We start from the raw sequence: 14,005 nt of genomic DNA, 5'->3' as shown, positions 1-14,005 counted from the left end.
CGGATCAGCTCTTTTTCATGTGATCTGTATTGAAGGCGCCCGGCAGAAGATCGGCCAGCGTCATCACCTGCTCCTCCCCGGCGATGGTACCCATGATCACCGGTACATGGCCCTTGCCGAATTCCACCAGCTTCTGGCGGCAACCGCCGCAGGGCGATATCGGCATCGGAGACTCGGCGATCACATAAACCTCGGTCAGTTCGGTCTCGCCTGCGGCGACCATCGCGGCAATCGCCCCGGCCTCGGCGCAGGTGCCTTCCGGGTAAGACACATTTTCGACATTGCAACCGGCGTATATGGTCCCCGAGGCCGCGCGGATCGCCGCCCCGACCTTGAACTTGGAATAAGGCGCATAGGCATTCTGGAATACAGCAGTGGCTGCGGCTTTCAGGGTCATGGGACTCTCCGGCGTGTTTTACGCCCATCTTGCGAGCCTGGCCCGCGGATGCAAGAGGGGCAAGGCAAAGGCCGCGCCGCAGCACCCAGCACAGGCCCGCCGGGCCGGCGCCCCACCGGTGATTTCCGCCAGCGGGAAATTCGGCGGTTTCGCCCGCCGAAAAAGAGGTTTAACATTAAACTATACCTCCAACGGAGCACCTCAGATGACCGATCACCAGAACTTGCGTCAGGCGGCCCTGTTCTATCACGAGTATCCCAAACCCGGGAAACTCGAGATCCGGGCGACCAAACCGATGGCCAACGGCCGCGACCTCAGCCGCGCCTATTCCCCGGGCGTGGCCGAAGCCTGTCTCGAGATCAAGGCCGATCCGGCCAACTCGGCACGCTATACCGCGCGCGGCAATCTGGTGGCCGTGGTCAGCAACGGCACCGCGGTTCTGGGGCTGGGGAATATCGGCGCGCTGGCCTCCAAGCCGGTGATGGAAGGCAAGGCGGTCCTGTTCAAGAAATTCGCCAATATCGACTGTTTCGATATCGAACTGAACCAGCCCGATCCGGAAAAGCTGGCCGAGATCGTCTGCGCGATGGAACCGACCTTCGGCGCCATCAACCTTGAGGATATCAAGGCGCCCGACTGTTTCATCGTCGAGAAGATCTGCCGCGAGCGGATGAACATCCCGGTATTCCACGACGACCAGCACGGCACCGCCATCGTGGTGGGGGCCGCCGCCAAGAACGCGCTGCATGTCGCGGGCAAGAAATTCGAGGACATCAAGATCGTCTCCACCGGTGGCGGCGCCGCCGGGATCGCCTGCCTGAACATGCTGCTCAAGCTCGGGGTGAAGCGGGAAAACGTCTGGCTCTGCGACATCCACGGCCTGGTCCATGAGGGCCGGAACGAGGACATGAACCCGCAAAAGGCGGCCTACGCGCAAAACACCGACCTGCGCGATCTCGATCAGGTGATCGAGGGAGCCGACATGTTCCTTGGCCTCTCCGGCCCCAATGTTCTGAAACCCGAAATGGTGGCCAAGATGGCCGCCCGCCCGATCATCTTCGCGCTGGCCAACCCCACACCGGAAATCCTGCCAGAGGAGGCCCGCGCGGTGGCCCCCGATGCGATCATCGCAACGGGGCGGTCGGATTACCCCAACCAGGTCAACAACGTCCTGTGCTTTCCCTTCATCTTCCGCGGCGCGCTGGATGTCGGCGCGACCGAGATCAATGACGAGATGCAGATTGCCTGCATCGACGGCATCGCCCAGCTTGCCCGCACCACCACCAGCGCCGAGGCGGCAGCGGCCTATCGCGGCGAACAGCTGACCTTCGGCCCCGATTACCTGATCCCCAAACCCTTCGATCCTCGCCTGATCGGCACCGTCGCCACCGCCGTGGCCAAGGCGGCGATGGACAGTGGCGTCGCCAGCCGCCCGCTTGAGGATATCGAGGCCTATAAGCAAAAGTTGAACGGCTCGGTATTCAAATCCGCCATGATGATGCGCCCGGTGTTCGACGCCGCCAGGACCGCCAGCCGCCGCATCGTCTTTGCCGAGGGCGAGGACGAGCGCGTTCTGCGCGCCTCGCAGGCGGTGCTTGAGGAAACCACGGAAACCCCGATCCTGATCGGCCGTCCCGACGTGATCGAACAACGCTGCGAACGCTACGGTCTGACCATCCGCCCGGGACGCGATTTCGAGATCGTCAACCCGCAGGACGACCCACGATATCGCGACTATTGGGGCACCTATCATTCGCTGATGTCGCGCCGCGGCGTCACCCCCGATCTGGCCCGCGCCATCATGCGCACCAATACCACCGCGATCGGCGCCGTCATGGTGCAGCGGAACGAGGCCGACAGCCTAATCTGCGGCACCTTCGGCCAGTATCTGTGGCACCTGAACTATGTGCAGCAGGTGCTGGGCACTGATGAGCTGCACCCGGTCGGCGCGCTCAGCCTGATGATCCTCGAGGACGGGCCGCTGTTCATCGCCGACACCCATGTGCACGCTGAACCGACGCCGGAACAGATCACCGAAACCGTGATCGGCGCCGCCCGCCACGTGCGCCGCTTCGGCCTGGCGCCGAACATCGCGCTGTGTTCGCATTCGCAATTCGGCAATCTGAACTGCGACACCGGCCAGCGGATGCGCGCCGCGCTGGAAATCCTGGATTCCGAACCGCGCAACTTCTCCTACGAGGGCGAGATGCATATCGACGCCGCACTCGACGCCGATCTGCGCGAACGGATCTTCCCCGACACCCGCATGCAGGGCGCGGCCAATGTGCTGGTCTTCGCCAATACCGATGCGGCCTCGGGCGTGCGCAACATCCTGAAAATGAAGGGCGGCGGGCTCGAAGTCGGGCCGGTCCTGATGGGCATGGGCAACCGCGCCCATATCGTGACCCCGTCGATCACCACCCGGGGCCTGCTGAACATGAGCGCCATCGCCGGCACCCCGGTCGCGCATTACGGCTGATCGAGCCTCCCGGAATCGGGACGAATCAGGCGGGCGGTGAAGTTTGCAACTTCCGCCCGCCTTTAATTTTGCAAAATCGGAAAATCATTTGCTGTAAACCCCGAGGCTTTACTGCATTTGCAAAACTTTCCTGCCCCTTGAACCTCCTCCCGGCAACTTTATTGCGATAAACTGACGCTTAGGCCCGCTGGTGCCTTGCCCCGGGGCAATGTGGCTCGTAACAAAACGAGGACGCTAGAGGAGGGAATACCATGGCATACAAGGACGTCTACGCGGGCTGGCAACAGGATCCCGAGGCCTTCTGGATGGACGCGGCGCAGTCGATCGACTGGGTCAAGCCCCCCTCGAAGGCGCTGTTCGACGACAAGGCGCCGATCTACGAATGGTTTTCAGACGCGCAGGTCAACACCTGTTGGAACGCGGTCGACCGGCATGTCGAAGCCGGCCGCGGCGAACAGATCGCCATTATCCACGACAGCCCGGTCACCCAGACCAAACGCTGGATTTCCTATGTGGAACTGCGCAACCGCGTGGCAAGCCTGGCCGGCGCGCTGCGCGCCAAGGGCGTAGAAAAGGGCGACCGAGTAATCATCTACATGCCGATGATCCCGCAGGCACTTGAGGCGATGTTGGCCTGTTCGCGCATCGGCGCCGTCCATTCCGTGGTCTTCGGCGGCTTTGCCGCCCATGAGCTGGCAGTGCGGATCGACGATTGCAAACCCAAGTGCATCATCGCCGCCTCCTGCGGCATCGAACCGGGCCGCGTGGTGCATTACAAGCCGCTGCTCGACGGTGCGCTGGAACTCTCGACCCACCAGCCGGATTTCTGCGTGATCTTCCAGCGCGAACAAGAGGTTGCGCACTTGGAAGAGGGCCGCGATTTCAACTGGCATGGCTTCCAATACGGGGTCGAACCCGCCGACTGCGTGCCGGTCGACGGCAATCACCCAGCCTATATCCTTTACACATCTGGCACCACCGGCCAGCCCAAGGGGGTGATCCGCCACACCGCCGGCCAGCTGGTAGCGCTGAACTGGACGATGAAGAACGTCTACAACGTCGACCCCGGTGATGTGTTCTGGGCCGCCTCCGACGTGGGTTGGGTCGTGGGCCACAGCTATATCTGCTATGCGCCGCTGATCCACGGCAACACCACCATCGTGTTCGAGGGCAAGCCGGTGGGCACCCCCGATGCCGGTACCTTCTGGCGGGTGATCTCCGAGCATAAGGTGAAAAGCTTCTTCACCGCCCCCACCGCCTTCCGTGCCGTCAAGCGCGAGGATCCGAAGGGCGAACTGATCGGGAAGTACGATCTGTCCTGCCTCAAGCAGGTCTACCTAGCCGGCGAGCGCGCCGACCCCGACACCATCACCTGGGCGCAGACCCAACTGAAGGTGCCGGTGATCGACCACTGGTGGCAGACCGAAACCGGCTGGGCGATCGCCGCCAACCCGCTGGGGATCGAGGAACTGCCGGTCAAGCTGGGCTCGCCCTCGGTGCCGATGCCGGGCTATGATGTCCAGATCCTCGACGAGGGCGGCCATCCGGTGAAACCCGGCGAACTGGGCGCCATCGCTATCAAACTGCCACTGCCACCGGGCACCTTGCCGACGCTGTGGCAGGCGGAAGATCGCTATATCAAATCCTATCTCACCAATTTCCCCGGTTATTACGAAACCGGCGACGCGGGGATCATGGATGAAGACGGCTATCTTTATATCATGGCGCGCACCGATGACGTGATCAACGTGGCCGGCCACCGCCTGTCCACCGGCGGGATGGAGGAGGTTCTGGCCTCCCACCCCGATGTTGCCGAATGCGCGGTGATCGGCGTCACCGACGATCTCAAGGGACAGCTTCCGCTGGGCTTTCTGTGCCTGAACGCCGGCACCGATCGCCCGCATGAGGACATCATCAAGGAATGCGTCCAACTCGTTCGCGACCAGATCGGCCCGGTGGCCGCTTTCAAGCTGGCCGTGGTGGTCGATCGGCTGCCCAAGACGCGTTCGGGCAAAATCCTGCGCGGCACCATGGTGTCGATTGCCGATGGCAAGGAGTTCAAGATGCCCGCGACCATCGACGATCCCGCCATTCTGGACGAGATCAAGCTGGCGCTGCAAAGCATCGGTTACGCCAAGGCCTGAGGTCAGGCCAGAGATCGGCCAGAGATTGGCCAACGATTGGCCTGTACTTGCGCAAAAATCGGAGCCGCGCGTCGCAGCGCGGCCCCGATCCCCGATGCGGCTCCACGCGATCGCCTGGAACCGCTTGCACTCTCCCGCATTGGGCTTAGGCTGCCCGCCGCAGGAGATGAAATCACATGTCAAATAAAGACCTCTGGCGCCTGAGCGCCACCGAAACCGCCGCCAGCACCATCGCCGGCGATGTGACCGCCGAAGCCGTGACCGAGGCGAACCTCGCCCGGATGGAGGCGGCAAACCCCGCTCTGAATGCTGTTGTCGTACCGCTCGCAGAAGAGGCACGCGCCCGCGCCAGAGACCTGGACCGGGCCCGGGCCGCCGGTGCCCCTTGCGGACCGCTCCATGGCGTAGCGGTAACCATCAAGATCAACGTAGATCAGAAGGGGCAGGCCAACTCCAATGGCGTCGTGGCGCTGAAAGACGTCATCGCGCCGGGCGACGCCCCGGTGGTCAGCAACCTGCTGAAGGCCGGCGCCGTGGTGATCGGGCGCACCAACACGCCCGAGTTTTCCTTTCGCGCCGATACCGATAACCCGCTGTTCGGGCGCACCAACAACCCCTGGGGTGATCATATTTCGGCCGGCGGATCGTCAGGAGGGGCCGGCGCCGCGGTGATGGCCGGGATCGGCGCGCTTGCCCATGGCAACGATATCGGAGGATCGCTGCGGTTTCCGGCGGCCGCCAATGGCGCGGTCACGGTGAAACCGGGCCTGTCCCGCGTTGCCGCCTACAACCCCAGCCAGACCGCCGAACGCGGCATGCTGGCGCAGGCAATGTCGGTGCAGGGGCTGATCGTGCGCTCTGCCGCCGACCTGCATCTGTCGATGCCCGCGCTGATCGCGCCGGATGCGCGCGATCCGTTCCACACCCCCCTGCCCTGGCGCGGCGAACCGCTGGAAGGGCCGATCAAGGTAGGGTTCACCAAGGAAACCTACGAATTCGAGATGCACCCGGAAGTCTCCGCCGCGCTCGATGACGCGCGCGCGGCCCTCGTCGATGCCGGCTATCAGGTCGAAGACATCGACCCGCCGCTCCTGCGCGAGGCAGGCATGGTCGGCTACCGCACCCTGATGGGCGAGGTCCTGGCGCTGATGGAGCCGGCGATCCGCGCCCAGGGCTCGGCAGAGATCAACGATATTTTCGACGAGTATTTCCGCCAGTTCGTCCCGTATAAGGATGTGGAACTGCTACAGATGATGGCCAAGCGCAGCTATTACGCCCGCGCCTGGTCCGAATTCCAGCAGGACTATCCGCTGGTACTGGCCCCCTTCCTGCCGCAGCCCTTCTTCGGCCCCGACCGCGACCTCGAAGGCGCCGAGGGCGTGCGCGAGGTTCTGGGCTCTGCACTCTGGTCCTATGCGATGAACTACATGGGGCTGCCTGCAGCCTGCGTGCCGGCGCGATTGGCCAATCTGCCGAAGGGACCGCAACCGATCAACGTGCAGATCGTCGCCCGCCGCTGGCGCGAGGATCTGGCCGTGGACGCCTGCATCGCCATTGAAAACCGCATCGGCCGAATGTGTGATCCGCTCTGGACCCGGATGGGTTGAAATCGGCAAAATTCGGGCGCGGGACATCTCCCGCGCCCGGACCTTTGAAAAATGTTTCACTTTGAACAGTGTCTCGAATGGTATCGACACTTGGTTGTAATGATCGCACCCGGCGGCCTTATGACCGGAGCCCGCTTAGCAGACGCCGGATTGATACAACGCAAATGCAATCGTTTCTGTGACTGCACAGGCAAAAATGCCCGGTCGATCCGGAAATTTCAGGTAAATTGTTCCGAAATCAACCGTTCTTCCAGCCCGTGGCCGGGATCGAACAGGATGCGGTGCCGCACCCGCGGCTCGGACCGGATTTCCACCCAATCAATATCCATGATCGAGATCGAATCGGCATCCGCCATCACCGGCCGCTTTTCGGCTTCGAGCACGTCGAAACGAACCTTGGCGGTCTTCGGCAGCAGCGCCCCCCGCCAGCGCCGCGGCCGAAACGCCGCGATCGCGGTCAGCGCCAGCACATCCGCCCCGATCGGCAGGATCGGCCCATGCGCCGAATAATTATAGGCTGTCGATCCCGCAGGCGTCGACAGCAGCGCCCCGTCGCAGACCAGTTCCGCCAGCCTGAGCCGCCCGTCGACCGAAATCTTCAGCTTGGCCGCCTGCGGCCCCGCCCTGAGCAACGAGACCTCGTTGATCGCCAGCGCCTTGTGCATCTCTCCCTGCCGGTCCATCGCCGTCATCGAGAGCGGATTGATGATCTCTTCCTCAGCCTCGGCCAGCCGGACCTTAAGATCGGTTTCATCATATTCGTTCATCAGAAATCCGATGGTGCCGCGATTCATCCCATAGACCGGCACCGACAGATCCGCTGTCGCATGCAGGGTCCGCAGCATGAATCCGTCGCCGCCAAGTGCCACGATCACATCCGCCTCCTCCGGCGGGCTATCACCATAGCGCGCGGCCAGATCCACCCGCGCCGCCTGCGCCACCGGCGCCTCACTGGCGAGGAACGCAATTTTCAGGGTCATGACAGGAGTTTCCGGTGCTGCGCAATCGGTTCCGAAACAAGCATACCTTTCCACTCTTGACCAGCCTTGCCGCCGTAACCTGCCGAAACGTCGCATTCCGGGCTTTTCGCGCCGCCCCCTTTCCAGTAGGAACTCCGCCATCCACCGCAGATGATGGGAGTTACCATGAGCGCGCCCAGTGAAACCGGCTTTTTCACCCAATCCCTTGCCGAACGCGATCCCGAGATCGCAAAAGCCATCGGCCTTGAGCTGGGACGCCAGCGCGACGAGATCGAGCTGATCGCCAGCGAAAATATCGTCAGCGCCGCCGTGCTCGAGGCTCAGGGCTCGATCCTGACGAACAAATATGCCGAAGGCTATCCCGGCAAACGCTATTACGGCGGCTGCGAATTCGTCGACATTGCCGAACAACTGGCAATCGACCGGGCCAAGCAGCTGTTCGGCTGCGAGTTCGTCAACGTGCAGCCGAACTCGGGCAGCCAGGCCAACCAGGGCGTCTATCAAGCCCTGATCCAGCCCGGCGACACCATCCTCGGGATGAGCCTCGACGCCGGCGGCCACCTGACCCATGGCGCCAAGCCGAACCAATCGGGCAAATGGTTCCATGCCGTGCAATACGGCGTGCGCCAGCAGGACCAGCGGATCGACTACGATCAGATCCGCGAACTGGCGCTGGAGAACAAGCCCAAGCTGATCGTGGCCGGCGGCTCCGCCATCCCGCGTCAGGTCGATTTCGCCAAGATGCGCGAAATCGCCGATGAGGTCGGCGCCTATCTGATGGTCGACATGGCCCATTTCGCGGGCCTCGTCGCCGGCGGTCAGCACCCCTCGCCCTTCCCGCATGCCCATGTGGTGACCACCACCACCCACAAGACCCTGCGCGGCCCCCGCGGCGGCATGATCCTGACCAATGACGAGACCATCGCCAAAAAGGTCAACTCGGCCATCTTCCCCGGCATCCAGGGCGGCCCGCTGATGCATGTCATCGCCGGCAAGGCCGTGGCCTTCGGCGAAGCGCTGCGCCCCGAGTTCAAGGGCTACGCCGCACAGGTGGTCAAGAACGCCCAGGCGCTTGGCGATCAGCTGATGAAAGGCGGCCTCGATCTGGTCACTGGCGGCACCGACACCCATGTGCTTCTGGTCGACCTGCGCCCCAAGGGCGTCAAGGGGAACGAGACCGAAAAGGCACTGGAACGCGCCCATATCACCTGCAACAAGAACGGCGTGCCCTTCGACCCGGAAAAACCGACCGTGACCTCGGGCGTGCGCCTTGGCTCGCCCGCCGGCACCACCCGCGGCTTCGGTGAGGCCGAATTCCGTCAGATCGGCGACTGGATCATCGAAGTCGTCGACGGGCTTGCCGCAAATGGCGCCGAAGGCAATGCCGAGGTCGAGGAAAAGGTTAAGGCCGAAGTGGCCGCGCTCTGCGCCCGCTTCCCGCTCTATCCGAACCTCTGATCGGCCGCCCCGACAGATGGAAACGGCCGCCTTCGGGCGGCCGTTTCGCGTTTCCGTCTCAGACGGCGAACACCCCGGCGAAATCCCTGAACCCCTTCACCTCGATCGGGTTGCCCGACGGATCGAAGAAGAACATGGTGCGCTGCTCGCCCGGCTCGCCCTCGAAGCGCACCACCGGCGGGATGTCGAACTCCACCCCGGCGGCCTGCAACCGGTCGGCCAGCGCCAGCCAATCCTCCAACGGCAAAACCACGCCCAGATGCGGCATCATCACCATGTGATCGCCCACCTTGCCGGTCCGCGTGGTCTGGAACGGCTCTCCCAGATGCAGGGAAATCTGATGCCCGAAGAAATCGAAATCCACCCAGGTGTCGGTGCTGCGTCCCTCGGCACAGCCAAGGATACCGCCGTAAAAGGCGCGCGCCGCATCCAGATCGCGCACGTGATAGGCCAGATGAAAGACGGATTTCATGGGAGCACTCCTGTTCTCTGCCCCTCCTGCTTACGCCAACCCCGCCGCCGAAGGCCAGAACCTGCCGTCGCCCTTTTTCTGGCCGGAAATATCCTCGCCGAAGGCAGGCGCCAAAGGCGCCCTGAGCCCCCGAACGCGACCCGGACGATTTCAGAGGAACCCGCGCCAGCGCAGAATCACCACCAACAGGGTGACAAAGGCCAGCACATTGAACGCCAGCCCGCCCAGCATCCCCAGCCACCAGCCCTTGCGACGATCGGCCAGATCAATGGACTTCAGATAGCCCGCCACCTCATCCGCCGCCCGCCCCAGCGCGACGGCATCGAGCGTCAGGCACAATTTCGGATGACGCGCCTTTTCCTCTGCCCTGGCCAACAGCCGCGCCTGTCCGCGAATTCGACGCGGCAACCGGTGGCTGGCCCGACGCAGCGCCGCCGCCAGCGTGCCGCCGCCTGCTCCCAGTCTGCCGCTCCCTGCTCCAAGCTTGGCCCGCATGAGCGCGGACACCTCAGCGATACGCAAAGCGATGGGGGCAGACAGGTGGGCGGTATCGGTCACGTCGGTCACGGGGCAGCGTCTCGGGAACAGCATCTCGGGCGCTCAGGCGCCTGTGGTCAGATTACCCTCGCCACGGCCCGGGCTCAATGGGTCTGGCGCAACCGCCCCGCCGGCGCTATCACCGGCTCCATGCTGAACACCATCCTCCATGGCACCCCCACCGACCAACCGCCGCTGCTGATCGCCCACGGGCTTTTCGGTTCCGCCCGCAACTGGGGCGTGATCGCCAAACGGTTGTCCGACCAGCGTCAGGTCATCGCCGTCGATATGCGCAACCACGGTCAAAGCCCCTGGTTTCCGCATCACCGCTATGTCGATCTGGCCGCCGATCTCGCCGAGGTCATTCGTGCCCATGGCGGCCAGGCCGATGTGCTGGGCCATTCGATGGGCGGCAAGGCTGCGATGATGCTGGCGCTGACCCATGGCGAGTTGGTCCGCCGGCTGGTGGTGGGCGATATCGCCCCGATCGCCTACAATCACAGCCAGAGCCAGCATATCGCGGCGATGCGCTCGGTGGATTTCAGCACGATCGAACGCCGCTCAGACGCCGAGGCGCAGCTCGCCGCCGCCGGGGTCGAACGGGCCCTGCAAAGCTTTTTCACCCAATCGCTCGACCTGAAGGAAAAGCGCTGGCGCCTCAATCTCGATGTGCTCGAGGCCGAGATGTCCGAAATCCTTTCCTTCCCGGACATTACCGGGCATTGGGGTGGGCCGGCTCTGTTCCTGACCGGGTCGGATTCCAGCTACGTCAAACCGCAGGACCGGCCGCGTATCCTCGATCTGTTCCCGCAGGCGCGTTTCGTCAAACTGTCCGGCGCCGGCCATTGGCTGCATGCCGACAAACCGCGCGAATTCGAAGCCACGGTGCGCGCCTTCCTCAACGCCTGACCCTGACGCAGCAGGACAACGCCCGCCCGCAGCTCCCAGCCCTGTCAGTCGTCGTAGGGCCAGAGCCCCTGCCCCAGCGCCTCGATCGCGACCTCGATCCGTTCGAAACTCTCACGGGCCCGCTCGGCCATGTGGCGGGCGCGCAGATAGCCGTGCACCAAACCGGGTTCGTTGATCCAATGCACCTTGACCCCGGCGGCGCGCAGCTTCTCCGCATAGGCCGGGCCATCGTCGCGTAACGGATCGCAATCGGCGGTGATGATCACCGTGGGCGGCAAATCGGCGAAATCGCTGTCGAGAAGCGGCGCGAAGGTCGGATCGTCACCGGGCTTCTCCTGGCCCTCGGCCAGGCGGACACGTTCGTAAAACGCCATCTCGGCCGCGCTCAGCAGCGGCGCATTGGCATTTTCGACATAAGACAATGCCGAGCCGTCGCCGCCCAGCCCGGGATAGATCAGCACCAACCCCAGCACCCCGTCGAGCCGTCCGCGCGCGTGATGCGCCACACAGGCCGCCAGATTGCCACCGGCGCTATCGCCCGACAGGACCAGCGGATCGCCGAATTCCTTCGCCGCCCAGACCGTCGCCGCCCAACTGTCGTCAAAGGCGGCGGGATGGGTATGTTCCGGCGATAGCCGATAATCGACCGACACCACCCGATAGCCGGTGCGCGCGCAAATTTCGGCACAGACGTCATCGTGGCTGTGCAACCCGCCGACAACAAAACCCCCGCCGTGGAAATACATCACCGTCCGATCGGGCAGACCAGCGGTATAGACCCGCACCCGCACACCATCGGCCAGGCTATCGCTAGCCGTCACCCCTTCGGGATAGGGATGATGAAAGACCTTGCACATGGCGTCATAGATCCGACGCTGTTCGCCGATGGAATTATCCACCGCATCGTCAGGGTAGCTTTCGGCCGTCTTGGCGATAAATGCCCAGACGTCCTTGTCGATCAGGTTCTTGTAATCACGTGGCGCGGTCATTCGTCCCATTCCCAGGGATTCGTGAAGTTCCCCAGAACATGTGCCACATCTTCCTCGTCGGCGCCATTGCGGCGAAGCTGCGCCACCAACCCCCGGGTCTTGTCATCGACCACATGGTCGACCCTGGCCTGCACATTCGCCGCCTCCAGCGCCGCGTTGTAGATGCGGGTGATCGCCATCTTGCGCAGTTCGGGTTTGAAGACCTTGCCCACGGCGGTCTTCGGCAGCTCGTCGAGGATACCCACGAATTTCGGCCGGGCCGCGCGTTCATGAACGTGGATCTTGCAGTGTTGCATCAGCTCTTCCGGGGTCACCGTCGCGCCCTCGACCAGTTCGACATAGGCGCAGGGCACCTCCCCCGCATAGGGATCCGGTTGACCGATGGCCCCGGCGAAGGCCACCGCCTCATGGCTCAGCAGCGCCTCCTCGATCTCGGCCGGGTCGATATTGTGACCCCCCCGGATGATCAGGTCCTTGGCCCGCCCGGTGATCCAGACATAGCCGTCCGCGTCGATCCGGCCCAGGTCACCGGTGCGCAGATATTTGTCGTAATAGAAAAGATCGGCGTTCTTCGCCGCCTCGGTATAGGTGTGCCCGGCATAGACCCCGGGGGTGGAGACGCAGATCTCGCCGATCTCATCGACGTCGCACTCCTTCGGCCCTTCGGGCGTACCCTTCATGATCTTGACGTCGGAATAGGGGAAGGAAATGCCGATCGAACCGATCTTCTTTTCCCCCTCGGGCGGATTGCAGGAAACCAGGCAGGTCGCCTCGGTCAGCCCATAGCCTTCGACGACATTGACGCCGGTGGCCTGTTCGAACCGGCGGAACAATTCGACCGGCAGCGGCGCGGAGCCGGAGAAGGCTGTTTTCACCGTACTGACATCGGCATCCACCGGGCGCTGCATCAGCGCCGAAATCGCGGTGGGAACAGTGATGATGAAAGTGATCTTCCAGCGTTCGATCAACTTCCAGAAGTTATCGAACACCCCCTCGCCGCGATAACCCGCCGGGGTGGGGAACACCACATGTGCCCCCGAGGCGAGTGCGGCCATCACCACCACGTGGCAGGCGAAGACGTGGAACAGCGGCAGCGGGCACATCATGTTGTCCTCGGCCGTGAACAGCAGCCGGTGCCCCACCCAGCCGTTATAGATCGCGCCGGAATATTTATGCTGCGCCACCTTCGGCATGCCAGTGGTGCCGCCGGTGTGGAAATAGAAGGCCACCCGATCCTTGCCGCCATCCGCGAAGGTCAGTTCGGTCGGCTGCTTCTTCAGTTCGGCCCTGAAATCGAGGTAATCGGCATGGGCGATCAGCGCCTTGCCCTCGATCTTCGGACGGACCAGCGGCACCAGCCAGGATTTCGGCGGCGTCAGATAGCGGTTCAGATCGACTTCGAGCACGGTGTTGACATGCGGCGAATGGCGCACAGCCTCTGCCACCTTCTGGGCCACATCCGTCTTAGGGAAGGGCTTGAGCGTCACCACCACCTTGGCGTTGGTCTCGCGCAGGATGGCGGCGATCTGTTCGGGTTCCAGCAACGGGTTGATCGGGTTGACGATGCCCGCGATCGCCCCGCCGAGAATGCTCAGCAGCGCTTCGTTACAATTGGGCAGAACGCAGGCGACCACATCGGCCTCGCCAATCCCGAGCGAGCGGAACAGGTTCGCCGCCTGACAGCTCTGCGCCAGAAGCTGGGACCAGGTCAGAGTTTCCGCCTTGTCCTTGGGACCGGAGAGAAGCTGATAGCTCACAGCCTTGCCGTCCGGATACTTCTGCGCCGTCCCCGACAACATCTGATACAGAGTCTTGGGCAGATCCCGCTTTTCCCACGGCATCTCGTTTTCGATTGCCAGCCGATCCTGTACTCCGGCAAACCCCATATCGCGTCCTCCCTGACGACCTGCTTCCGAGGATGTCCCCACTTGAAAGAGTGATCTGAAAACGCCTGATTTTCAAGGCGATGACCCTGGCTATTCGGATAATGTCCGACATGACGTCACGCCATGCCAGACAGAAGAACCCGCCTT

11 protein-coding genes are annotated in these 14,005 nt (G+C 63.4%); 5 read left to right on the top strand and 6 right to left on the bottom strand.

All coding sequences use genetic code 11. The annotated features are described in order from the left end of the window. Positions 1-4: 4 nt before the first annotated feature. Complete coding sequence (locus tag G455_RS0109985) at positions 5-397, bottom strand: cytidine deaminase (RefSeq protein WP_028093579.1); 393 nt, start codon at positions 395-397, stop codon at positions 5-7. 205 nt (positions 398-602) lie between these two features. Between G455_RS0109985 and G455_RS0109980 the strand changes: the two genes are divergently transcribed. The 3 genes from G455_RS0109980 to G455_RS0109970 all read left to right on the top strand — a co-directional run bounded on the left by G455_RS0109980 (position 603) and on the right by G455_RS0109970 (position 6,627). Beyond that, positions 603-2,876 (top strand): NADP-dependent malic enzyme, encoded by a 2,274-nt coding sequence (locus tag G455_RS0109980; RefSeq protein ID WP_028093578.1) that lies wholly within the window; start codon positions 603-605, stop codon positions 2,874-2,876. Positions 2,877-3,127: 251 nt separating this feature from the next. Beyond that, positions 3,128-5,020: a propionate-CoA ligase PrpE gene (prpE, locus tag G455_RS0109975; RefSeq protein ID WP_028093577.1), complete on the top strand. Its 1,893-nt coding sequence runs from the start codon at positions 3,128-3,130 to the stop codon at positions 5,018-5,020. A gap of 176 nt (positions 5,021-5,196) precedes the next feature. Next, positions 5,197-6,627: an amidase gene (locus tag G455_RS0109970; protein ID WP_028093576.1), complete on the top strand. Its 1,431-nt coding sequence runs from the start codon at positions 5,197-5,199 to the stop codon at positions 6,625-6,627. Positions 6,628-6,845: 218 nt separating this feature from the next. Here G455_RS0109970 and G455_RS0109965 read toward each other — a convergent pair whose 3' ends face one another. Beyond that, positions 6,846-7,607 carry an NAD kinase gene (locus tag G455_RS0109965; RefSeq protein ID WP_028093575.1) on the bottom strand — a complete coding sequence of 254 codons (762 nt, stop codon included), beginning with the start codon at positions 7,605-7,607 and terminating at the stop codon, positions 6,846-6,848. 165 nt (positions 7,608-7,772) lie between these two features. Between G455_RS0109965 and glyA the strand changes: the two genes are divergently transcribed. Further along, positions 7,773-9,065, top strand: a complete 1,293-nt coding sequence (gene glyA, locus G455_RS0109960; RefSeq protein ID WP_028093574.1) for a serine hydroxymethyltransferase — start codon at positions 7,773-7,775, stop codon at positions 9,063-9,065. A 58-nt stretch (positions 9,066-9,123) separates the two neighbouring features. On the opposite strand, the gene G455_RS0109955 is transcribed toward glyA, so the two are convergent. Both G455_RS0109955 and G455_RS0109950 read right to left on the bottom strand, forming a co-directional pair. Next, a complete protein-coding gene (locus G455_RS0109955; RefSeq protein WP_028093573.1) occupies positions 9,124-9,537 on the bottom strand; it encodes a VOC family protein in 414 nt (137 codons plus the stop codon). Between the two features lie 150 nt (positions 9,538-9,687). Beyond that, positions 9,688-10,104: a hypothetical protein gene (locus G455_RS0109950; RefSeq protein WP_154664361.1), complete on the bottom strand. Its 417-nt coding sequence runs from the start codon at positions 10,102-10,104 to the stop codon at positions 9,688-9,690. Between the two features lie 120 nt (positions 10,105-10,224). On the opposite strand from G455_RS0109950, the gene G455_RS0109945 reads away from it, so the two are divergent. Then, a complete protein-coding gene (locus tag G455_RS0109945) occupies positions 10,225-10,983 on the top strand; it encodes an alpha/beta fold hydrolase (protein WP_028093571.1) in 759 nt (252 codons plus the stop codon). A gap of 44 nt (positions 10,984-11,027) precedes the next feature. Here the strand turns inward: G455_RS0109945 and G455_RS0109940 are convergent, their stop codons facing one another. Together G455_RS0109940 and G455_RS0109935 are read right to left on the bottom strand one after the other, a co-directional pair. Then, positions 11,028-11,972, bottom strand: coding sequence for an alpha/beta hydrolase (locus G455_RS0109940; RefSeq protein WP_028093570.1), 945 nt, complete (start codon positions 11,970-11,972; stop codon positions 11,028-11,030). After that, positions 11,969-13,858, bottom strand: coding sequence for an acyl-CoA synthetase (locus G455_RS0109935; RefSeq protein ID WP_028093569.1), 1,890 nt, complete (start codon positions 13,856-13,858; stop codon positions 11,969-11,971). Before G455_RS0109935 ends, G455_RS0109940 begins: the two co-directional genes overlap by 4 nt. Between the last annotated feature and the right edge of the window lie 147 nt (positions 13,859-14,005).

Source organism: Pseudodonghicola xiamenensis DSM 18339, assembly GCF_000429365.1.
Lineage (GTDB): Bacteria > Pseudomonadota > Alphaproteobacteria > Rhodobacterales > Rhodobacteraceae > Pseudodonghicola > Pseudodonghicola xiamenensis.
The sequence above is the reverse complement of the archived record's forward strand: the minus strand, read 5'-3'. Positions and strand labels throughout refer to the sequence as shown.

Coding starts and splice junctions, on each gene's coding strand:
- glyA (WP_028093574.1), top strand. CDS start 7,773: ATGAGCGCGCCCAGTGAAACCGGCTTTTTCACCCAATCCCTTGCCGAA.
- prpE (WP_028093577.1), top strand. CDS start 3,128: ATGGCATACAAGGACGTCTACGCGGGCTGGCAACAGGATCCCGAGGCC.
- G455_RS0109980 (WP_028093578.1), top strand. CDS start 603: ATGACCGATCACCAGAACTTGCGTCAGGCGGCCCTGTTCTATCACGAG.
- G455_RS0109955 (WP_028093573.1), bottom strand. CDS start 9,537: ATGAAATCCGTCTTTCATCTGGCCTATCACGTGCGCGATCTGGATGCG.
- G455_RS0109965 (WP_028093575.1), bottom strand. CDS start 7,607: ATGACCCTGAAAATTGCGTTCCTCGCCAGTGAGGCGCCGGTGGCGCAG.
- G455_RS0109970 (WP_028093576.1), top strand. CDS start 5,197: ATGTCAAATAAAGACCTCTGGCGCCTGAGCGCCACCGAAACCGCCGCC.
- G455_RS0109940 (WP_028093570.1), bottom strand. CDS start 11,972: ATGACCGCGCCACGTGATTACAAGAACCTGATCGACAAGGACGTCTGG.
- G455_RS0109945 (WP_028093571.1), top strand. CDS start 10,225: ATGCTGAACACCATCCTCCATGGCACCCCCACCGACCAACCGCCGCTG.
- G455_RS0109935 (WP_028093569.1), bottom strand. CDS start 13,858: ATGGGGTTTGCCGGAGTACAGGATCGGCTGGCAATCGAAAACGAGATG.
- G455_RS0109985 (WP_028093579.1), bottom strand. CDS start 397: ATGACCCTGAAAGCCGCAGCCACTGCTGTATTCCAGAATGCCTATGCG.